At 66.9% G+C, this 14,382-nt stretch carries 13 protein-coding genes and 1 pseudogene; 8 read left to right on the top strand and 6 right to left on the bottom strand.

The features are described 5' to 3' along the window. Positions 1-424: 424 nt before the first annotated feature. The 3 genes from ACZ31C_RS02280 to hsdR are packed head-to-tail and all read right to left on the bottom strand — an operon-like array spanning position 425 to position 5,171. Positions 425-1,279 carry a restriction endonuclease subunit S gene (locus ACZ31C_RS02280; RefSeq protein WP_465793850.1) on the bottom strand — a complete coding sequence of 285 codons (855 nt, stop codon included), beginning with the start codon at positions 1,277-1,279 and terminating at the stop codon, positions 425-427. After that, entirely contained in the window at positions 1,276-2,733 is a 1,458-nt protein-coding gene (locus tag ACZ31C_RS02275; RefSeq protein ID WP_465793849.1) for an N-6 DNA methylase, read from the bottom strand. Before ACZ31C_RS02275 ends, ACZ31C_RS02280 begins: the two co-directional genes overlap by 4 nt. Before the next feature lie 2 nt (positions 2,734-2,735). After that, complete coding sequence (hsdR, locus tag ACZ31C_RS02270) at positions 2,736-5,171, bottom strand: EcoAI/FtnUII family type I restriction enzme subunit R (protein WP_465793848.1); 2,436 nt, start codon at positions 5,169-5,171, stop codon at positions 2,736-2,738. Positions 5,172-5,563: 392 nt separating this feature from the next. Here hsdR and ACZ31C_RS02265 point away from each other — a divergent pair, with 392 nt between their 5' ends. Beyond that, positions 5,564-6,319: a hypothetical protein gene (locus ACZ31C_RS02265; RefSeq protein WP_465793847.1), complete on the top strand. Its 756-nt coding sequence runs from the start codon at positions 5,564-5,566 to the stop codon at positions 6,317-6,319. A 483-nt stretch (positions 6,320-6,802) separates the two neighbouring features. Here ACZ31C_RS02265 and ACZ31C_RS02260 read toward each other — a convergent pair whose 3' ends face one another. After that, a complete protein-coding gene (locus ACZ31C_RS02260; RefSeq protein ID WP_465793846.1) occupies positions 6,803-7,720 on the bottom strand; it encodes a VHL beta domain-containing protein in 918 nt (305 codons plus the stop codon). Between the two features lie 309 nt (positions 7,721-8,029). Between ACZ31C_RS02260 and ssd the strand changes: the two genes are divergently transcribed. The 7 genes and pseudogenes from ssd to ACZ31C_RS02225 all read left to right on the top strand — a co-directional run bounded on the left by ssd (position 8,030) and on the right by ACZ31C_RS02225 (position 13,300). Beyond that, entirely contained in the window at positions 8,030-9,082 is a 1,053-nt protein-coding gene (gene ssd, locus ACZ31C_RS02255; protein WP_465794345.1) for a septum site-determining protein Ssd, read from the top strand. Further along, entirely contained in the window at positions 9,079-10,278 is a 1,200-nt protein-coding gene (locus ACZ31C_RS02250) for a TadA family conjugal transfer-associated ATPase (RefSeq protein WP_465793845.1), read from the top strand. The genes ssd and ACZ31C_RS02250 overlap by 4 nt, the downstream gene beginning before the upstream one ends. A 422-nt stretch (positions 10,279-10,700) precedes the next feature. Further along, positions 10,701-11,477, top strand: a pseudogene (locus ACZ31C_RS02245) (type II secretion system F family protein); the annotation flags it as partial. A gap of 269 nt (positions 11,478-11,746) precedes the next feature. Further along, a complete protein-coding gene (locus ACZ31C_RS02240; RefSeq protein WP_465794344.1) occupies positions 11,747-12,337 on the top strand; it encodes a type II secretion system F family protein in 591 nt (196 codons plus the stop codon). 62 nt (positions 12,338-12,399) lie between these two features. After that, a complete protein-coding gene (locus tag ACZ31C_RS02235) occupies positions 12,400-12,528 on the top strand; it encodes a DUF4244 domain-containing protein (protein ID WP_155217386.1) in 129 nt (42 codons plus the stop codon). Between the two features lie 47 nt (positions 12,529-12,575). Then, positions 12,576-12,893, top strand: coding sequence for a TadE family type IV pilus minor pilin (locus ACZ31C_RS02230; protein ID WP_465794343.1), 318 nt, complete (start codon positions 12,576-12,578; stop codon positions 12,891-12,893). Continuing rightward, positions 12,890-13,300 carry an Rv3654c family TadE-like protein gene (locus ACZ31C_RS02225; protein ID WP_465793844.1) on the top strand — a complete coding sequence of 137 codons (411 nt, stop codon included), beginning with the start codon at positions 12,890-12,892 and terminating at the stop codon, positions 13,298-13,300. The genes ACZ31C_RS02230 and ACZ31C_RS02225 overlap by 4 nt, the downstream gene beginning before the upstream one ends. A gap of 128 nt (positions 13,301-13,428) precedes the next feature. On the opposite strand, the gene ACZ31C_RS02220 is transcribed toward ACZ31C_RS02225, so the two are convergent. Beyond that, the gene (locus ACZ31C_RS02220) at positions 13,429-14,007 is read right to left on the bottom strand and encodes an LURP-one-related family protein (protein WP_396741081.1); all 579 of its coding nucleotides are present in this window, start codon (positions 14,005-14,007) and stop codon (positions 13,429-13,431) included. 71 nt (positions 14,008-14,078) lie between these two features. After that, positions 14,079-14,285: a hypothetical protein gene (locus tag ACZ31C_RS02215; protein ID WP_396741080.1), complete on the bottom strand. Its 207-nt coding sequence runs from the start codon at positions 14,283-14,285 to the stop codon at positions 14,079-14,081. Positions 14,286-14,382 lie beyond the last annotated feature (97 nt).

Below are 14,382 nucleotides of genomic sequence, written 5' to 3'. Positions count from 1 at the left end.
GACGCCCGGCGGCTGGCGCGGAGGCGGGTAGCCCGGTGGGCCGCCGCATGACGACAGGCCGTTGTCCAGTGGGGTGGTGGGGGGCCGGCAGCCGGCCGGGCCGCGCGGCGAGCACCGCGCGGCGTGGGGGAGCGGACGCCGGCCGCGTCGGCGAGCTGGCGGCGGTCGCGGGGCGCGGTTACTGCGCCTCCGGCGGGGGCGCTCCGGCTCCAGGATGGCCGGGGCCCGTCGGCGCTCGCGGTCCGTGGGTGGTGGCGGTGGGAGCCATCCCGCCCACCGTCGACCCGGGCGAGCCGAGCAGACCACCGCCCGACCCGCCAACGTCCGTACGGGTGTCAAGGCCGTCTTGACGTGGCGGGCCAGGCGGAGGCCCGCTCCACAGGAGTGCGGGTCGACGGCAGACGGGATGGCGGAATTCGTGGACCTATGCGGACAACTCAAGCGAGAGGGCGTACACGCCTTCTGTCATCTGCTGGCGCTGGAAGTCGCGTTTCTCGAGTTCTGAGGACAGCTGATCGCACAAGTCCATCAAGGATTCCACCTTGCCGAGAATCCTGTGTTGCTCGGAAAGCGGCGGAAGGCCAATCAGAACATTCCTGATGTCTTCGAGGCCAAGGCTATTCTTAATCCCACGTTGGCGGCCCTGAAGCTGCCGGATGGCCGAAGGGGCAGTGAAGCAGAGTGCGAGAAAGGCTGCTGAAACCTCAGACGATGGCCGGCATAGAGCGATGTGCTGATTAATGTATGCCTCGGGGAAGTTGGTAGGGACAAGGCCCACCATTCCAGTATCGCCAGTGATCGAAATCAGCACGTCCCCGCCGTGCACTAGCGTTCGAGCCCCCTCTGCGCCTGCAGGCGGTCTCACGTGCTGAACGTCCGCTAGGTCCAGCCGATTGGTCTCGTAATCTAGATTGCCAATCCTCAGAAATAAGGCTCCTGACTCGGAATAATATTCCGCCCATCCTCTTGACCCGCTGGTTACGAAAGTCAGAAGCGAGCCTGCCCGTACCAGCTCCCATCCAGCTGGCAAGTTAGAACTGTAGCCTGATTCCGGAACCGGCTTCGGTCGCTTCGGTTCCTTGATCTCCTTACGGTGAACAAGATCTCGAATTTCACTCTCCACCCGCCGTAGCAGTTCAGTGGCCGGCTCATCGTCTGGCTCTTGTGGCACGAGGCGGCCACGTACGGCAAGCTCTAAAACGATAGACCTCAGCCTCTTGACACTCATCGGTGCATCAGTCAGGGCGTCAAAGTGCCGCAGCAACAGTTCCGGGTTCATCGGGTGACCGCCTCGCGGAGGATCGAAAACAGTTCACTTCGAAGTGCGGCCAACCGTTCTTCCGTTTGGTCGAGGTCAGCCTGGACGACGTCCGGGTCTGGGTATTCGTCGTCCCGGTTCGCGGGATTCTTGAGGTCGAGGTTAAAGCCGTCAGCCTTGATGTCCTCAACCGAGACGCGCCATGCCTTGTCGTTCTCCACACGGCCATTCCGATTTGATCCTCCCCACCAGGAGATGCACTCGTCAAAATGCCCCTGTCGGATCGGCTTCGACATAGAGTAGGCCTTCTGTCCGGCCGGTACTCTGTGTTCGTAGAACCAGACCTCCTTCGTGGGCTCACCTTTCTCAAAGAAGAGCAGGTTGGTCCCGATACTCGCGTAAGGCCGGAAGACGCTGTTGGGCAGACGAATGATGGTGTGTAGATTGCACTCTTCTAGGAGCTGCTCCCGCAGTCGAGCCTTTACGCCCTCACCGAACAGCGAGACGTCTGGAAGCACCACGGCTGCTCGTCCTTTCGGTCGCAGAAGCCGGATGATCAGAGCGAGGAAGAGGTCTGCGGTTTCGCGAGTCTTCAGATGCTTCGGAAAGTTGGACTCGATACCAGATTCTTCCTTCCCGCCGAAGGGCGGGTTGCTGAGGACTATGTCGACCCGTTCTGCTGTGGTGTAACTCGTATAGGGACGCGCCAGCGTATTGTCGTGGAGGACGAAGCTAGGGCTTTCGACGCCGTGAAGCAGCAGATTCGTTACGCAGAGCATGTGGGGGAGTTGCTTCTTTTCTGCAGCCCGGAGGGATTCTTGCATGCGCTTCTCGTCGTCCGGGGTCTTAATATACCGCTCCCGCATATGACGGATAGCGCATGTAAGAAAACCTCCAGTCCCACAGGCCGGATCAAGAAGCACCTCACCGGGCTTCGGATCTACCCGCTCAGCCATGAAGGCCGTTACACCTCGCGGCGTATAATACTCCCCAGAATTTCCCGCGCTTTGGAGATCGTTCAACACCTGCTCATAGATGTCGCCGAAGTGCTGCCTGGCAGCGAGATCATTAAAGTCAACCGAGTTGATCCGGTTCACAACCTGACGAATTAGTTGCCCGGACCTCATGTAGTTGTACGCATCTTCGAATACGCTTCGGATCACTCTGGCGCGGCTGGCCTGCCTGCCGGTAACAGGCAACTCCTTCAGCCGCGGAAACAGCTGCGTGTTGATGAAGTCAACCAGCGACTCACCGGTAATTCCTTCGGGGTCGCTGGCCCAGGCTCGCCACTGCAGCTCTGCAGGAATAGGTGATTCATAGCCGTCCTGCAGCATCTGGAGCTGAGTGTCTTGGTCGTCAACGATCTTTAGGAAGAACATCCAGCAAAGCTGCGAGATTCGCTGGGCGTCGCCATCGACGCCGACATCCTGCCGCATGATGTCCTGGATGGAACGGACCGCTGTACGAACTGACATCCTTAGCCAGCCTCCGGGTAGAGTGCATCCTGCAGGGCTTGCACGGTCTTCTTGTAGTTGCCGAGTGAACCGAAGAGCTGTATGAGCTGGACCGGCGTACCCATCATACTAAACGGAGCGATTTGCAGGACGCGAGGGTCGTCTAGTTCTAACATAGCCTCGTCCGCATACTTCTCTAGTAGGGCACCTAGCACTTTCTGAATCTGGGGTTTCTGTTCGAGGAAGAGCTGAGAAGCTTTTGCCTGAGCGGCTCGGTCAGCTCTGGTGTACGCGAGCTCGTCAAAGGCGAAATGAAGGATGAAGTCGAACGGATCCAGTCCTTCATCCATCTGGTGGGCAAGCTCCTTGATGGGCAGGCCCTCATTGGTTAGGTCCTCTACCAGCGCGTACTTGCTAGGCGACTGCGCCCACCGCTCCAGAAAATCAGCCTTTGCAGGGAAGTGCTTCCGTATGGCGCGCCTGACGAAGTCGCCGATGCCTTCGGCAATGGCCTTCCCCTTGTCGTCAAGATACGACACCGATTCGCCCACGATCTGTACGGGGATACCATCGACGTACAGCTTAGTTCGCCGAAGCCGCTTGCTTCCCTTTGAGCTGGACTGCGATGAGTGGCTAGTCTCCTCGCTGGCTTGGGCCGACGATCGAGAATCTTCGCTGTTTGTGTCCTCTGGTGGAACAATGGGGTCATTGTCTGACGGGGAATAGATTTGTACTGGGCTGCCGTCGAATTCCGGATCCGAGAAGTGGCGAGTGGCGGATCGGAAGTCCATAACTGTGAAAAAGTACTTCTGGGTATCCTCGTGCAGACGCGTCCCCCGGCCAAGGATCTGCTTGAACTCGGTCATGGAGTTGATCGGCCGATCGATAACCACAAGTCTGCAAGTCTGCACGTCCACGCCCGTGGACAAGAGGCGGGAGGTGGTGACTATGACTGGATAGCGCGATTCTGGATCAATGAAGTTGTCGAGCTGCGCGTTTCCTTCGGAGTCGCCTCCGGTGATGCGCATGACATATCGATGATTGATTTTGCAAAGGTCTGAATTTTCGTTGACCAGGGCCTGGCGCATGCGCGATGCATGCTCTTGGTCTCTACAAAATACAATGGTCTTTTGATACCTATCGCCGCTCTCTCTCAGGAAGTCCGATACTCGTTTCGCAACGAGCTTAGTTCGCTCGTCAATTACGATTTGACGGTCGAACTCGTCGACCGTAAACTGCTTGTCCGGGACGCGTATCCCGCGTTTGTCCAGGTGCCCCTTCTCTGGCCTGTATCCCTCTACGTCAACATCAATATCAACCCGGATTACTCTGTAGGGTGCCAGAAATCCGTCAGCAATCCCTTGGCTTAACGAGTATGTGTAGACGGGGTCGCCGAAATAGCTGGTATTCGAAACGTATTCCGTTTCTTTCGGTGTTGCTGTGAGACCGACCTGGATGGCACCTTTAAAGTACTCCAGGATTTCCCGCCATGCGGAGTCCTCTGCCGCACTTCCCCGATGGCACTCGTCGACAACTATGAGGTCGAAGAAGCCCCGAGAAAACTCGCGGTAAACCTTCTGCTTATCCTCTGGTCCTGTGATTGATTGGTAAAGGCTGAGGTATATCTCATAAGATGTGTCGAGCCGCCTTGTGCCTCCAGGTAACTCTTGGACACGATCGGCGGAATCGAGCTGAGGTATAAGCGTCTTTGCCGATGTGCTGAGCTTGGCCATCGCGGCACCGAAGGGGCGAAAATCGTTTACCATCGTCTGGTCGACGAGAACGTTCCTGTCGGCCAAAAAGAGAACTCGTTTCGTTCTTCCCGATTGCCAAAGCCGCCAGATTATCTGGAAAGCAGTGTAGGTTTTCCCCGTTCCGGTCGCCATGACAAGGAGCAGACGCTTGCGGCCTTTTGCTATCGCCTCGACCGACCGGTTCACGGCAACTAGCTGATAGTATCTCGGAGCTTTGCTGGTCGCCGCTTCATAATAAGTCTGAAGGACTAGAGACTCGGCTGTCTTTGGGAGATCCTTCCATGCCAGGAACCGATCCCAGAGATCTTGCGGAGACGGAAACCCGTCGAGGCTCAAAAATCCTTCAACTTCCTCACTCTGTCCCGTGCGATCATGCAGGATAAATCCGTCACCGTTAGAGGAGAAGGCGAAGGGGATATCGAGCGTCTCGGCGTAGTCGAGTGCTTGCTGCATGCCTGCGCCTAGGGCGTGATTATTGTCTTTGGCCTCAATGACGGCGATCGGGATGTTTGGCTTGTAGTACAGGATGTAGTCGGCTCGCTTGCCCCTTCCTCGGGATATCGTCCGTCCCTGAACTATGACCCGCCCCTTTGTGAACCGGACTTCCTCCCGAATCTGAGTCATCTCGTCCCAGCCCGCCTTCCGCAACGCCGGCGTGATGAACTTTGTGCAGATGTCGCGCTCGTTCAGGAGCCGCTTTTCCACAATCGTCTCCGGGCATCAATTGATCTGGGGCTGCATAAAAACGAGCAGGAAGGCCCGTGTCGCGTTGCCCCAAGGTGTTGTGATTTGCGCGGACTTGCGCTAGATGTGTCGGCCGACCCTTTTGATTGTGCAGGGAGCAAGATTGCTGTCTCACGAGTGCGGCTCCGTGCGGTGGGTTGCGGCCAGAGGGGCAGCATACTGAGCGCGTACGACATGCGGGGTCCGCCGCGCGACGACCTGCGGTCATGTGTAAGCGGCACGGGAAGCGCCTTCCGCCCCGCTCGTCAGGACCGGCGGGTGTGAAAGTCATGAGCGACCGGGCCCTGCAGGCATCAGTCGCTGTGACTGGCTCGGTGGCGACACTGCACAGTGGCCGCCCCTACACTCTTTCGATGAACAGACTCCACCCCGCAAGGTACGAATACGCCCAAAACACTCTCGCGCTGGGCTTCAACTGCGAAGGGGCTGGCGCGCCTGCCCTGTTCGACGCGGCTGCCAGCAACGCACTTGTCGCGATCGTGGCCCATGAGTGGCCTGGCGAGGAGGAGGAGCCCAAACGCAAGGGCCGCATGCGCTCCGCATCCCTCCTGCTGACGCTGATCGAGGAGATGAGTCGCGGGGATGTCCCGCTCTCGGATGCCGTCAAGCAAGTCGCCAGCAAGGTGCAGGTGCTACGAAAGGCAGTAGGGGATCTCGCTCCTCTGAGGCACGGCTGCGGGGGGTCGGCCCTCGTCGACCCGGGCGCTATCACCGCTCTGCGGGAGCTGGATCAGCATCCAGCCCTACTCATCTTGGATACGTTCGAGGCCGATGACCGCGAACTCCGCGACCTTGCACGTGACGCGGACGCGCGAGCGTTCGCAGAGGCTTACCTTGCGCTGCTCAGCAAGGAGGAGGTGGCCCGCCGAGTTGCCAACCTGGATGAAGCTCTGCCGTTCGACCCGAAGGAGCGTGCATCAGGTTTCGACCCGCAGGAGTGCGATGTCTGCGGCCAGGAGACGTTAGTGGTGTCGAGCATCGACCCGTATGGGGTTGGCGTTGGGGTAGGAACTTGCTTCGTGTGCGGCTACCACAGGGGGGAGACCGCCGCGAGGTTGGAGGCGCAACACTTCATCTACGTGAAAGACGAGACACGGAGCATCTCCTAGCCAAGTATCAGCGGCAGCCGAGGGCAGCAGTCCGGGCGGGACCAGGCCGTCTACGGGCGGCTGGTGCTCGCTGCACACCAGCACCCGTTCGGGTACAACCAACGTTGGCCGACAACACGGGTTCGGCTCCCCAGCACCGGGCAGCTCCGGCCGGGAGCGCGGGTAAAACGCTGTCGACAGCAACGCTGACAGCAACCGCGCCGGACGGCCGCACGCCACCCTGTGCGGAGATGGACGGTACTCCGAGCGAACGATCGTGCCCGGACGCGGACGGACCTAGTGCACAGAGTTTGTAAGCGAGGCATCAGACAGCGAGGCAGCAAGAAGGCAGCGAGAGCGTCGACGCGGGTCGACCTCGAACGTGAGTCGACGACGTCCGACACCTGCTCGCTGACGCGGGCCGCTACCAGCTGGCAGCGGCCGACAACTTGAGACCGTTTCCCCCCGACGGGGGTCGTCCCTTTTGCGGGAGCGCTTTCGCGGCTAGCCGATTACCGCGCGGCCGGGCGTACGAGCCGGCTCGAAACAGGCCAGGGCCCGGCCGCGTCGGTCGGTGACGACCCAGGGGTGCCCGACGTACGTGTGCTGCCGGTACGACGTGTTCGGTTGCAGGACTCGGTACTGCCTGCGCTGTCCCTGGTGGTCCAGCCAGTGCACGGTCACCGTGCGGTTGGTGGAGTTGACGAACTCGATGCTGGTCTCGGGGCCGCCGCCGACCGAGCGCAGCCACCGTTCGTGTCCGCCGGGCAGCGGGGCGAGTCGTTGAGGTTGCGGCTCGGGCGGCCGGGTGGTCGGTGGAGGGCTCGGCGGGCGGCTCGGTGTGGACGTCGGTCGGCTGCTCGGCGTACCCGGGGTGCGGGGTGGATCGGTTCGTGGGGCCGACGTCGACGGCGACCGGGTCGGTGCGGACGCCGTGGTGGGCGGCAGGGGTCGGGTGGAGGAGACTCCGCCGACGGAGGACGAGGCCGACGGCGTGCCGGTGCCGGCGGTGGCGGGACGCTGCGAGGTGCCGGCCGGGGCCGGCGGCTGCGGTGCGACCCAGCCGGAGGGCCGCTCCGGCGCGGCGGTCGTCGGGGCTTCCGGCGCGGGCCAGAGCAGGGTGAGCATCAGGCCCAGTACGGCGGTGGCGACCCCGGCCAACAGGAGCCGGTGGCTCGTCCGGCCGGTGCCGTGGCGTGCCGGTTCGGCGGGGACGACGACGGGTTCGGACGCGACGGTCAGCGGTGTCCATGATTCGCCGTCGCGGATGGCCGGTGCGGCCGGCAACGCGAGCCGTGTCGGGCGCGCGGGCAACTCCGGTCGAGTGGGCGGCGCGGCGTGGGAGCGCGGGTCGAACAGCCAGGGGCCGACCCGGAGTCTCGGCTCGACGCGGGGTTGCTCGTGATCTGGCGACTGCTTCATGACCTCGATCCGGCGAGGGATGCCGTTCCGCCGACGGCGCAGACCGTCGATTATGCGTGCTTTCCATGACGTCCCGCTATGGCCGATCGAAGGCGATTTGAACGCGATATGCGACCGTCCACATAGCAGATCGACTCTGACTATGGGCGTTGTCCACAGGAGACCTGGTTGTCCACAGGTTGGCCCCATGGGGCGGCGTCGAGACTGCTTCGGGCGGCAGGGTTCGGCACAGCCAACCCCTGCCGACCGCTGGAGGCCACGATGCCCGCCCGTACCTCCGTCCCGCCGCACCCGCCTCCGCCGCTGGTCGTGACCGGGGACGGTGACCTGCTCGACGACCTGCTGCGGCTCGCCGCCGCCGGAGGTGTCGAGGTGGAGGTCGCCGCCGATCCGGCGGCCGCCCGGACCCGCTGGCGGTCTGCCCCGCTGGTGATCGTCGGCAGCGATCAGGCGCAGCCCTGCCTGCGGGCCCGGCTGCCGCGACGATCGCGGCTGGTCCTGGTGGGCCGGGGCGGGGACGTCGAGTCGAGCTGGCAGGTCGCGGACCTGCTCGGTGCCGAGCACGTCGCGGTGTTGCCGGCCGCCGAGCCGTGGCTGGTCGACCGGTTCGCCGAGAGCGGTGTCGGGGACGCACCGGGTGGCCGGGTGGTCGCCGTCCTGGGCGGCCGAGGCGGGGCCGGAGCCAGCATCCTGGCCGGTGGGCTCGCGGTCACCGCCGCCCGTACCCGGCTGCGGACCCTGCTGCTCGACGCCGATCCGCTCGGCGGCGGCCTCGACCTGGTGCTGGGCTGGGAGCAGTTGGAGGGCCTCCGGTGGCCGGCACTGACCGGGGCGGACGGCCGGGTGGACGCCCCCGCCCTGGTACGGGCGTTGCCCAGTCGGGGTGATCTGGTGGTCCTCTCCTGGGATCGCGGTGACCTGGTCGCGGTGCCGGCCGAGGCGATGGCGGCCACGCTGGACGCGGCCCGACGCGGCCGGGACTTCGTGGTGGTCGACCTGCCCCGGTATCTCGACGACGCGGCGGTCACCGCGCTCCAGGCCGCCGACCGGGTCTTCGTGGTCGTGCCCGCCGAGTTGCGGGCGACCGCGGCGGCGGCACGGGTGGTGGCGATGGCCGGCCCGCACTGCCACGACCTGTCGGTCGTCGTGCGTGGCCCGGCCCCCGGCCGGTTGCGGGCGACCGAGCTGGCCAAGGCGCTCGGTTTGCCGCTCGCCGGCAGTCTGCGGCCGGAGCCGGGCCTGTGCCGGGGCCTGGAGCGGGGTGAGGCACCGGCGGCCACCGGGCGCGGTCCGCTGGCCGACCTCTGCCAGCGGATCGTCACCGACCTGACCGGCCGGAGCGCCACGGCGGGTTCGGCGTGAGCGGGGAGAGCCTCGCTGCCCGGGTACGGCAGCGGATCGCCGCCGCCACCACGCCGGTCACCCCGGCCGCGATCGTCTCTGCGGTACGCGCCGAGCCCGACGCCGCCGTACTCGGGGACACCGCCCTGCTGCGGATGGCCGACCGGGTTCGCGACGACCTGGTGGGCGCTGGTCCGCTCGCCCCGCTGTTGGTCGATCCGGAGGTGACGGACGTACTGGTCAACGGCGTACGAGTCTGGGTCGACCGAGGTCAGGGGCTGCACCAGGTCCCGGTGCCGGTGGGCACCGTGGACGACGTACGCCGGCTCGCGCAGCGGCTCGCTGCCGGAGCCGGTCGCCGCCTCGACGACGGTGCGCCGTGCGTCGACGCCCGATTGTCCGACGGCACCCGGATGCACGCCGTGCTGCCGCCGGTGGCGACCGACGGGCCGTACCTGTCGTTGCGGACCTTCCGGCAGCGGCCGTTCACCCTGGACGAGTTGGTCGAGCAGGGTGCGGTGGCCCGGCCGGTCGCGCCGGTGCTCGCCGCCGTGGTGGCCGCCCGCCTCGCGTACCTGGTGATCGGAGGCACCGGGTCCGGCAAGACGACCCTGTTGAACACGCTGCTCTCGCTGGTGCCGACCACCGAACGGATCGTGCTTGTCGAGGACGCCGCAGAGCTTCGGCCGGTGCACCCGCACGTGGTGGGGTTGCAGGCCCGTACCGCCAACGTGGAGGGCTCCGGCGCGGTCGGTCTGAGTGAGCTCGTGCGGCAGGCGCTACGGATGCGGCCCGATCGGCTGGTCGTCGGCGAGTGCCGGGGCGGTGAGGTAGTCGATCTGCTCGCCGCACTCAACACGGGTCACGACGGCGGCGCGGGAACACTGCACGCCAACACCCCGTCGGACGTGCCGGCCCGGTTGGAGGCGCTGGGATTGCTCGGCGGGCTGCCCCGTCCGGCGTTGCACGCCCAGGTGGCAGCGGCCCTACAGGTGGTGTTCCAGATCCGTCGTACGCCGCAGGGGCGGCTGCTGGAGTCGGTCTGCCTGCTCCTGCCGGAGGGACCGGAACGGCTGGTCACCGCAGTACCCGCCTGGATCCGGGGTCGCGGGCTCGGGTTCGCGGGCCGGGCACTCGGCACCATGATCAAAAATCGGGACGTCGCGGTGCCGCCGATCCTGTCCGAACCGTGGCCCGGATCGGCAGGCCCGGCATGAGCGGCGGATACCTGTGGGTGGCCGGGATGCTGCTCGGGCTGGGTGTGGTCGTGATCCGGCCGGTTCGCACCCGGGTGTTCCCGGGCCGGTCGCGCGACGACCGGGCCGATGATCCGCTGATCGAATGGGTGGCCACGCTACGGTCGGTGGGCGAGCCGGCCCAGTCCTGTGTGGGCCCGCCGCTGGCCGATCTGCGACCTGCGACGACGCGTCCTAGCTCGCCGAACTCGACGGCGGGCTCGCACCCGCCGGGGCGCGGTGACGGGCGTCGACCGATTCGCGGCGGCTTTCCCACCACACCACCGCCGGTCACGCGGCCAGGCGTGACGCCGCCCGTGGCGACGGCCGGAGCGAAGCGGCGTCCGCCCGACGCGCCGACGAGCCCGGAGGACGGGTCCGCGCCGACGGTGGACGCGACGCCTGCCCCGCACCGGGTGAGCGAGCGCCAGGAGCGTCGGACGCGCCACCTACCGAACGCTCGGCTGGCGGGGATGCCGTACTTGAGAGTCCTGCTGCTGACCATGCTGCTCGGCGCGACGACGGGTGGACTGCTCGGCGGTCCGGTGGCGGCGGTCGCGCTGGCCGGGTACGGGGCCGTGGGCGTACGGGCCCTGCTGCGCCGTCGCGCGACGGCTCGGGTGGCACAGGCGCAGCGGGAGCGGCTGGACCAACTCTGTGCCCTCGCCGCCGACCTCCGGGCCGGGCTGCCGGTTCCGGTGGCTGTGGCGGCGCTGCGTTCCAGCGGCCCGGATCAGGTCGGTGTCGCCGCAGGGCGGGCGACGAGCCGCGACGACGGCACGCGCGCCGCCGACAGCGGTGCCGGCAGCCGAGCGACGAGGGGAATCGACGTACTCGACGATCGGTCGAGACGGTTGGCGGAAGCGGCGGTGCGGCTGGCCGACAGGACGGGTGCTCCGCTGGCCGAGCTGGTGGAGCGGATCGAAGCCGACGCCCGGTCGACGGATCGGGGACTGGGTGCGGCGGCAGCTCAGGCCGCCGGAGCCCGCGCCACCGCCTGGCTGTTGGCCGCCCTTCCGGTGGGTGGCATAGCTCTCGGCTACGGCATCGGGGTCGACCCGCTCCAGGTGCTGTTGCACACCCCGATAGGTGGTGCCTGTGCGGTCGCGGCCGTGGTGCTCCAGGCGATCGGACTGCTCTGGGCGGACCGTCTCGGTGCCATGCCTGCCGGAGCCGGCTGATGCTCCGTCCGATGGCTGCCGCCCTGACCGACGGCACGCTGGCTGCGGCGGTGCTGGTCGGCGTCGTCCTGATCGCCGTGGTCCTGGTCGGTCGGCACCGACCTCGGCGGCGGTTGCGCCGGTTGGCCGATGCGAGCCCGTCGAATGCCACCCACCGTGGCAGCGCCGCCGAGGGCCCGCCGGGACCAGCGAGCACCACGAGCTCGTCGAGGTCCGGTGGGCAACAGAAGGCCGCGCCACCGGTTCCCGGTGGCGCGGCGGGTCGTCGGGTGGACCGGGTACGACTCGCCGCCGGACTGGCGGGCGTGGCCGTGGCCGTACTGGTCGGGGGATGGCCCGGCCTGGTGGCGGCGCTGCCCACCGCGCTCCTGCTCGACCGGCTGCTCCGGCGGATCGAGCCACCGGCGGACCGGAACCGGCGACTGCGGGCCGTCGCCGATCTCCCGCTCGCCGCCGACCTGCTCGCCGCCGCGCTCCGGGCGGGCGCTCCGGTCGAACGCTCGGTGCTCGCGGTGGCGGACGCGCTGGGCGGTCCGCTCGCCGACCATCTCGGCCGGGTCGGACGCACGCTGCAACTGGGCGGTGGGCCGCAGGAAGCCTGGGCACACCTGGCGACGGTGCCGGGCGCACAGCGGATCGGCGCCGCCGCGATCCGGTCGGCCAGTAGCGGGGCCGCGCTGGCCGGCGCCCTCACCCGGCTCGCCGACGACCTGCGCGCCGACCGGGCCATCGCGATCGAGTCGGCGGCGCGCCGTGCGGGCGTGTTGATCGTGCTGCCCCTCGGCCTCTGCTTCCTCCCCGCCTTCATTCTCGCCGGTCTGGTGCCGGTGATCGTCGCCGTGCTCGGCGACGTGCTGTGAACACATCGAGAAGGGACGAACACGTGCGCAGAATCCTCGCCCGCCTTCGCGGGGACGCCGGGATGAACACCGCCGAGTACGCCGTCGGCACGCTCGCCGCGGTGGCCTTCGGAGGCGTCCTGCTCAAGGTGCTGACCTCCGACAGCGTGCAGTCCGCGTTGACCGCCGTCATCGACCGGGCCCTGAAGTGACCGGGCGCCGGCCGACCGGTCGTGACCGGGGTTCCTTCACCGCCGAGATGGCGGCCGGTCTGCCGGCGCTGCTGCTGCTCCTGCTCGTCGGGCTGACCGCGGTCAACGCGGTCAGCTCCAGGGCGGCCTGCCTGGACGCGGCCCGGGAGGCGGCGCTCGCCGCCTCCCGGGGCGAACCGGGTGACAGCGCGGCCCACCGGCACGCACCTCCTGGTGCCGAGGTGGCCGTCGTGGTGGACGACGAGGTGGTTCGGGTGACCGTGCGCGCCCCGGTCCGTGCCCTCGGCACCGACCTGCCCGCGATCGTGGTCGTGGCCACGGCGGTGGCGGCCGTCGAGCCCGGAATCCCGGAGCCGAGGCCGTGACCTCCGCCCCGCCTCCGAACCGCCGGGCCGGGGCAGCGTCCCGGTCTCGGCGGCGAGTCGGCGGGCGTGACCGAGGTGGGGCGACGGTCTGCCTGCTGGCGGTCGGGCTGATCTTCGTGATCAGTGGGATCTTCGGTGCGGGGATAGGCGCCGCGCGGGTGGCGCGTCACCAGGCGCGGGTCGCGGCTGACTTTGGTGCGCTCGCCGGAGCGGGCCGAGCGCTGCACGACGAGTCGCAGGCGTGTGCCGAAGCCGCCGAACTCGTCACCGCCAACGGCGCCAGGCTGGTCCGATGCCAGGTAGACGGGATCGACGTGGTGGTCACCGCCGAGGTGTCGGTGCGTCCGCTGCCCGGGATCTCCCGGGTCGCCACGGCCACCTCCCGAGCAGGCCCGATGCGCGGGTGAGCGGTTCCCGCGTGGACGGGGAACACGTCGGGTGCGAGCTGGCCGGGTGGCTGGCTCGCATCCGACGAGCCAGCCATCCGACGAGCCAGCCATCCGACGAGCCAGCGAACCGACGACGCCGCCGAGCGTCAGCGGCCCTGGAGAGCGTCGAGTGCGATCGCCATGGCGATCACTAGGCGGCGGTCGATCTGCGGGTGCTGGATCTCGACGACGTAGCGGTCACGCAGGCCCCACTTCTTCACCACCGAGAAGACCGGCTGACCGTTGGCGACGAAGTCGAAGTGGTACGGCAGCCAGGACAGCGACTCGGCGAACCGGCGCAGCACCGCCACCGGCATGCTGCGCTCCTGACCGACGACGTTCGGCAGGCCGGCCTGCTCGACGTGCCACGTCGAGCGGAGCAGCGACTGCGCGAAGTCCTTGCGGAACAGCCCGATCGGGGTGCCGGCGTGGTCGGTGACGTCGTACGTGGCACCGAGGTCGATGCGCTGACGGGCCTTGAACCCGAGCAGCGGCTGCTGCTTGGAGTCGTCGGCGTAGATGGTCACCTGCTCCTTGAAGGCGAGCCGCTTCTGCTGTGCGAACGCCAGCAGACCGCCCTCGGAGCCGTCCGGCGCGACGCTGTGCACCTCGTACTGGTTGACCATGAAACGTAACCGCTGGCGGATGTGGAACTGGTGCTGCGCCTGCAAGCTATCGAGCTGCATGAGAATCTCCTCGATCGTGGTGCGCCGGAGTGTCGCACAGCTCGGCAAGCGACCCGGCGCTGAGTGTCAGGTCAGCGGACACCGTCGACAGCCGACCGGTGGGACCAGGTGGTGAGGAGTTGGTGGATGGTACGGAGCCGCTCGTTGATCTGGTCCAGCCGTTCGGCCTGGGCCAGGGTGGCGAGCGCCGTACCGAGGGCGATCTGCTGGTCGATGTCGAGCTTCTCCTGGTCGATGGTGTAGAGCAGCTCGACGGTCTCGGCGATGGTGTCGGCCACGGCTCCTCCTCCATGTGACGGCGGCGACGACGGACTGATGGTCATGGCGCTCGATGGAAGCGCTCCCATCCATCAATGCCCGGAGCGAGCGGATCTC

This window comes from Micromonospora sp. NPDC023869, from assembly GCF_055559695.1.
Note: the sequence above shows the minus strand (reverse complement) of the source record. Positions and strands in the feature narration are given on the sequence as shown.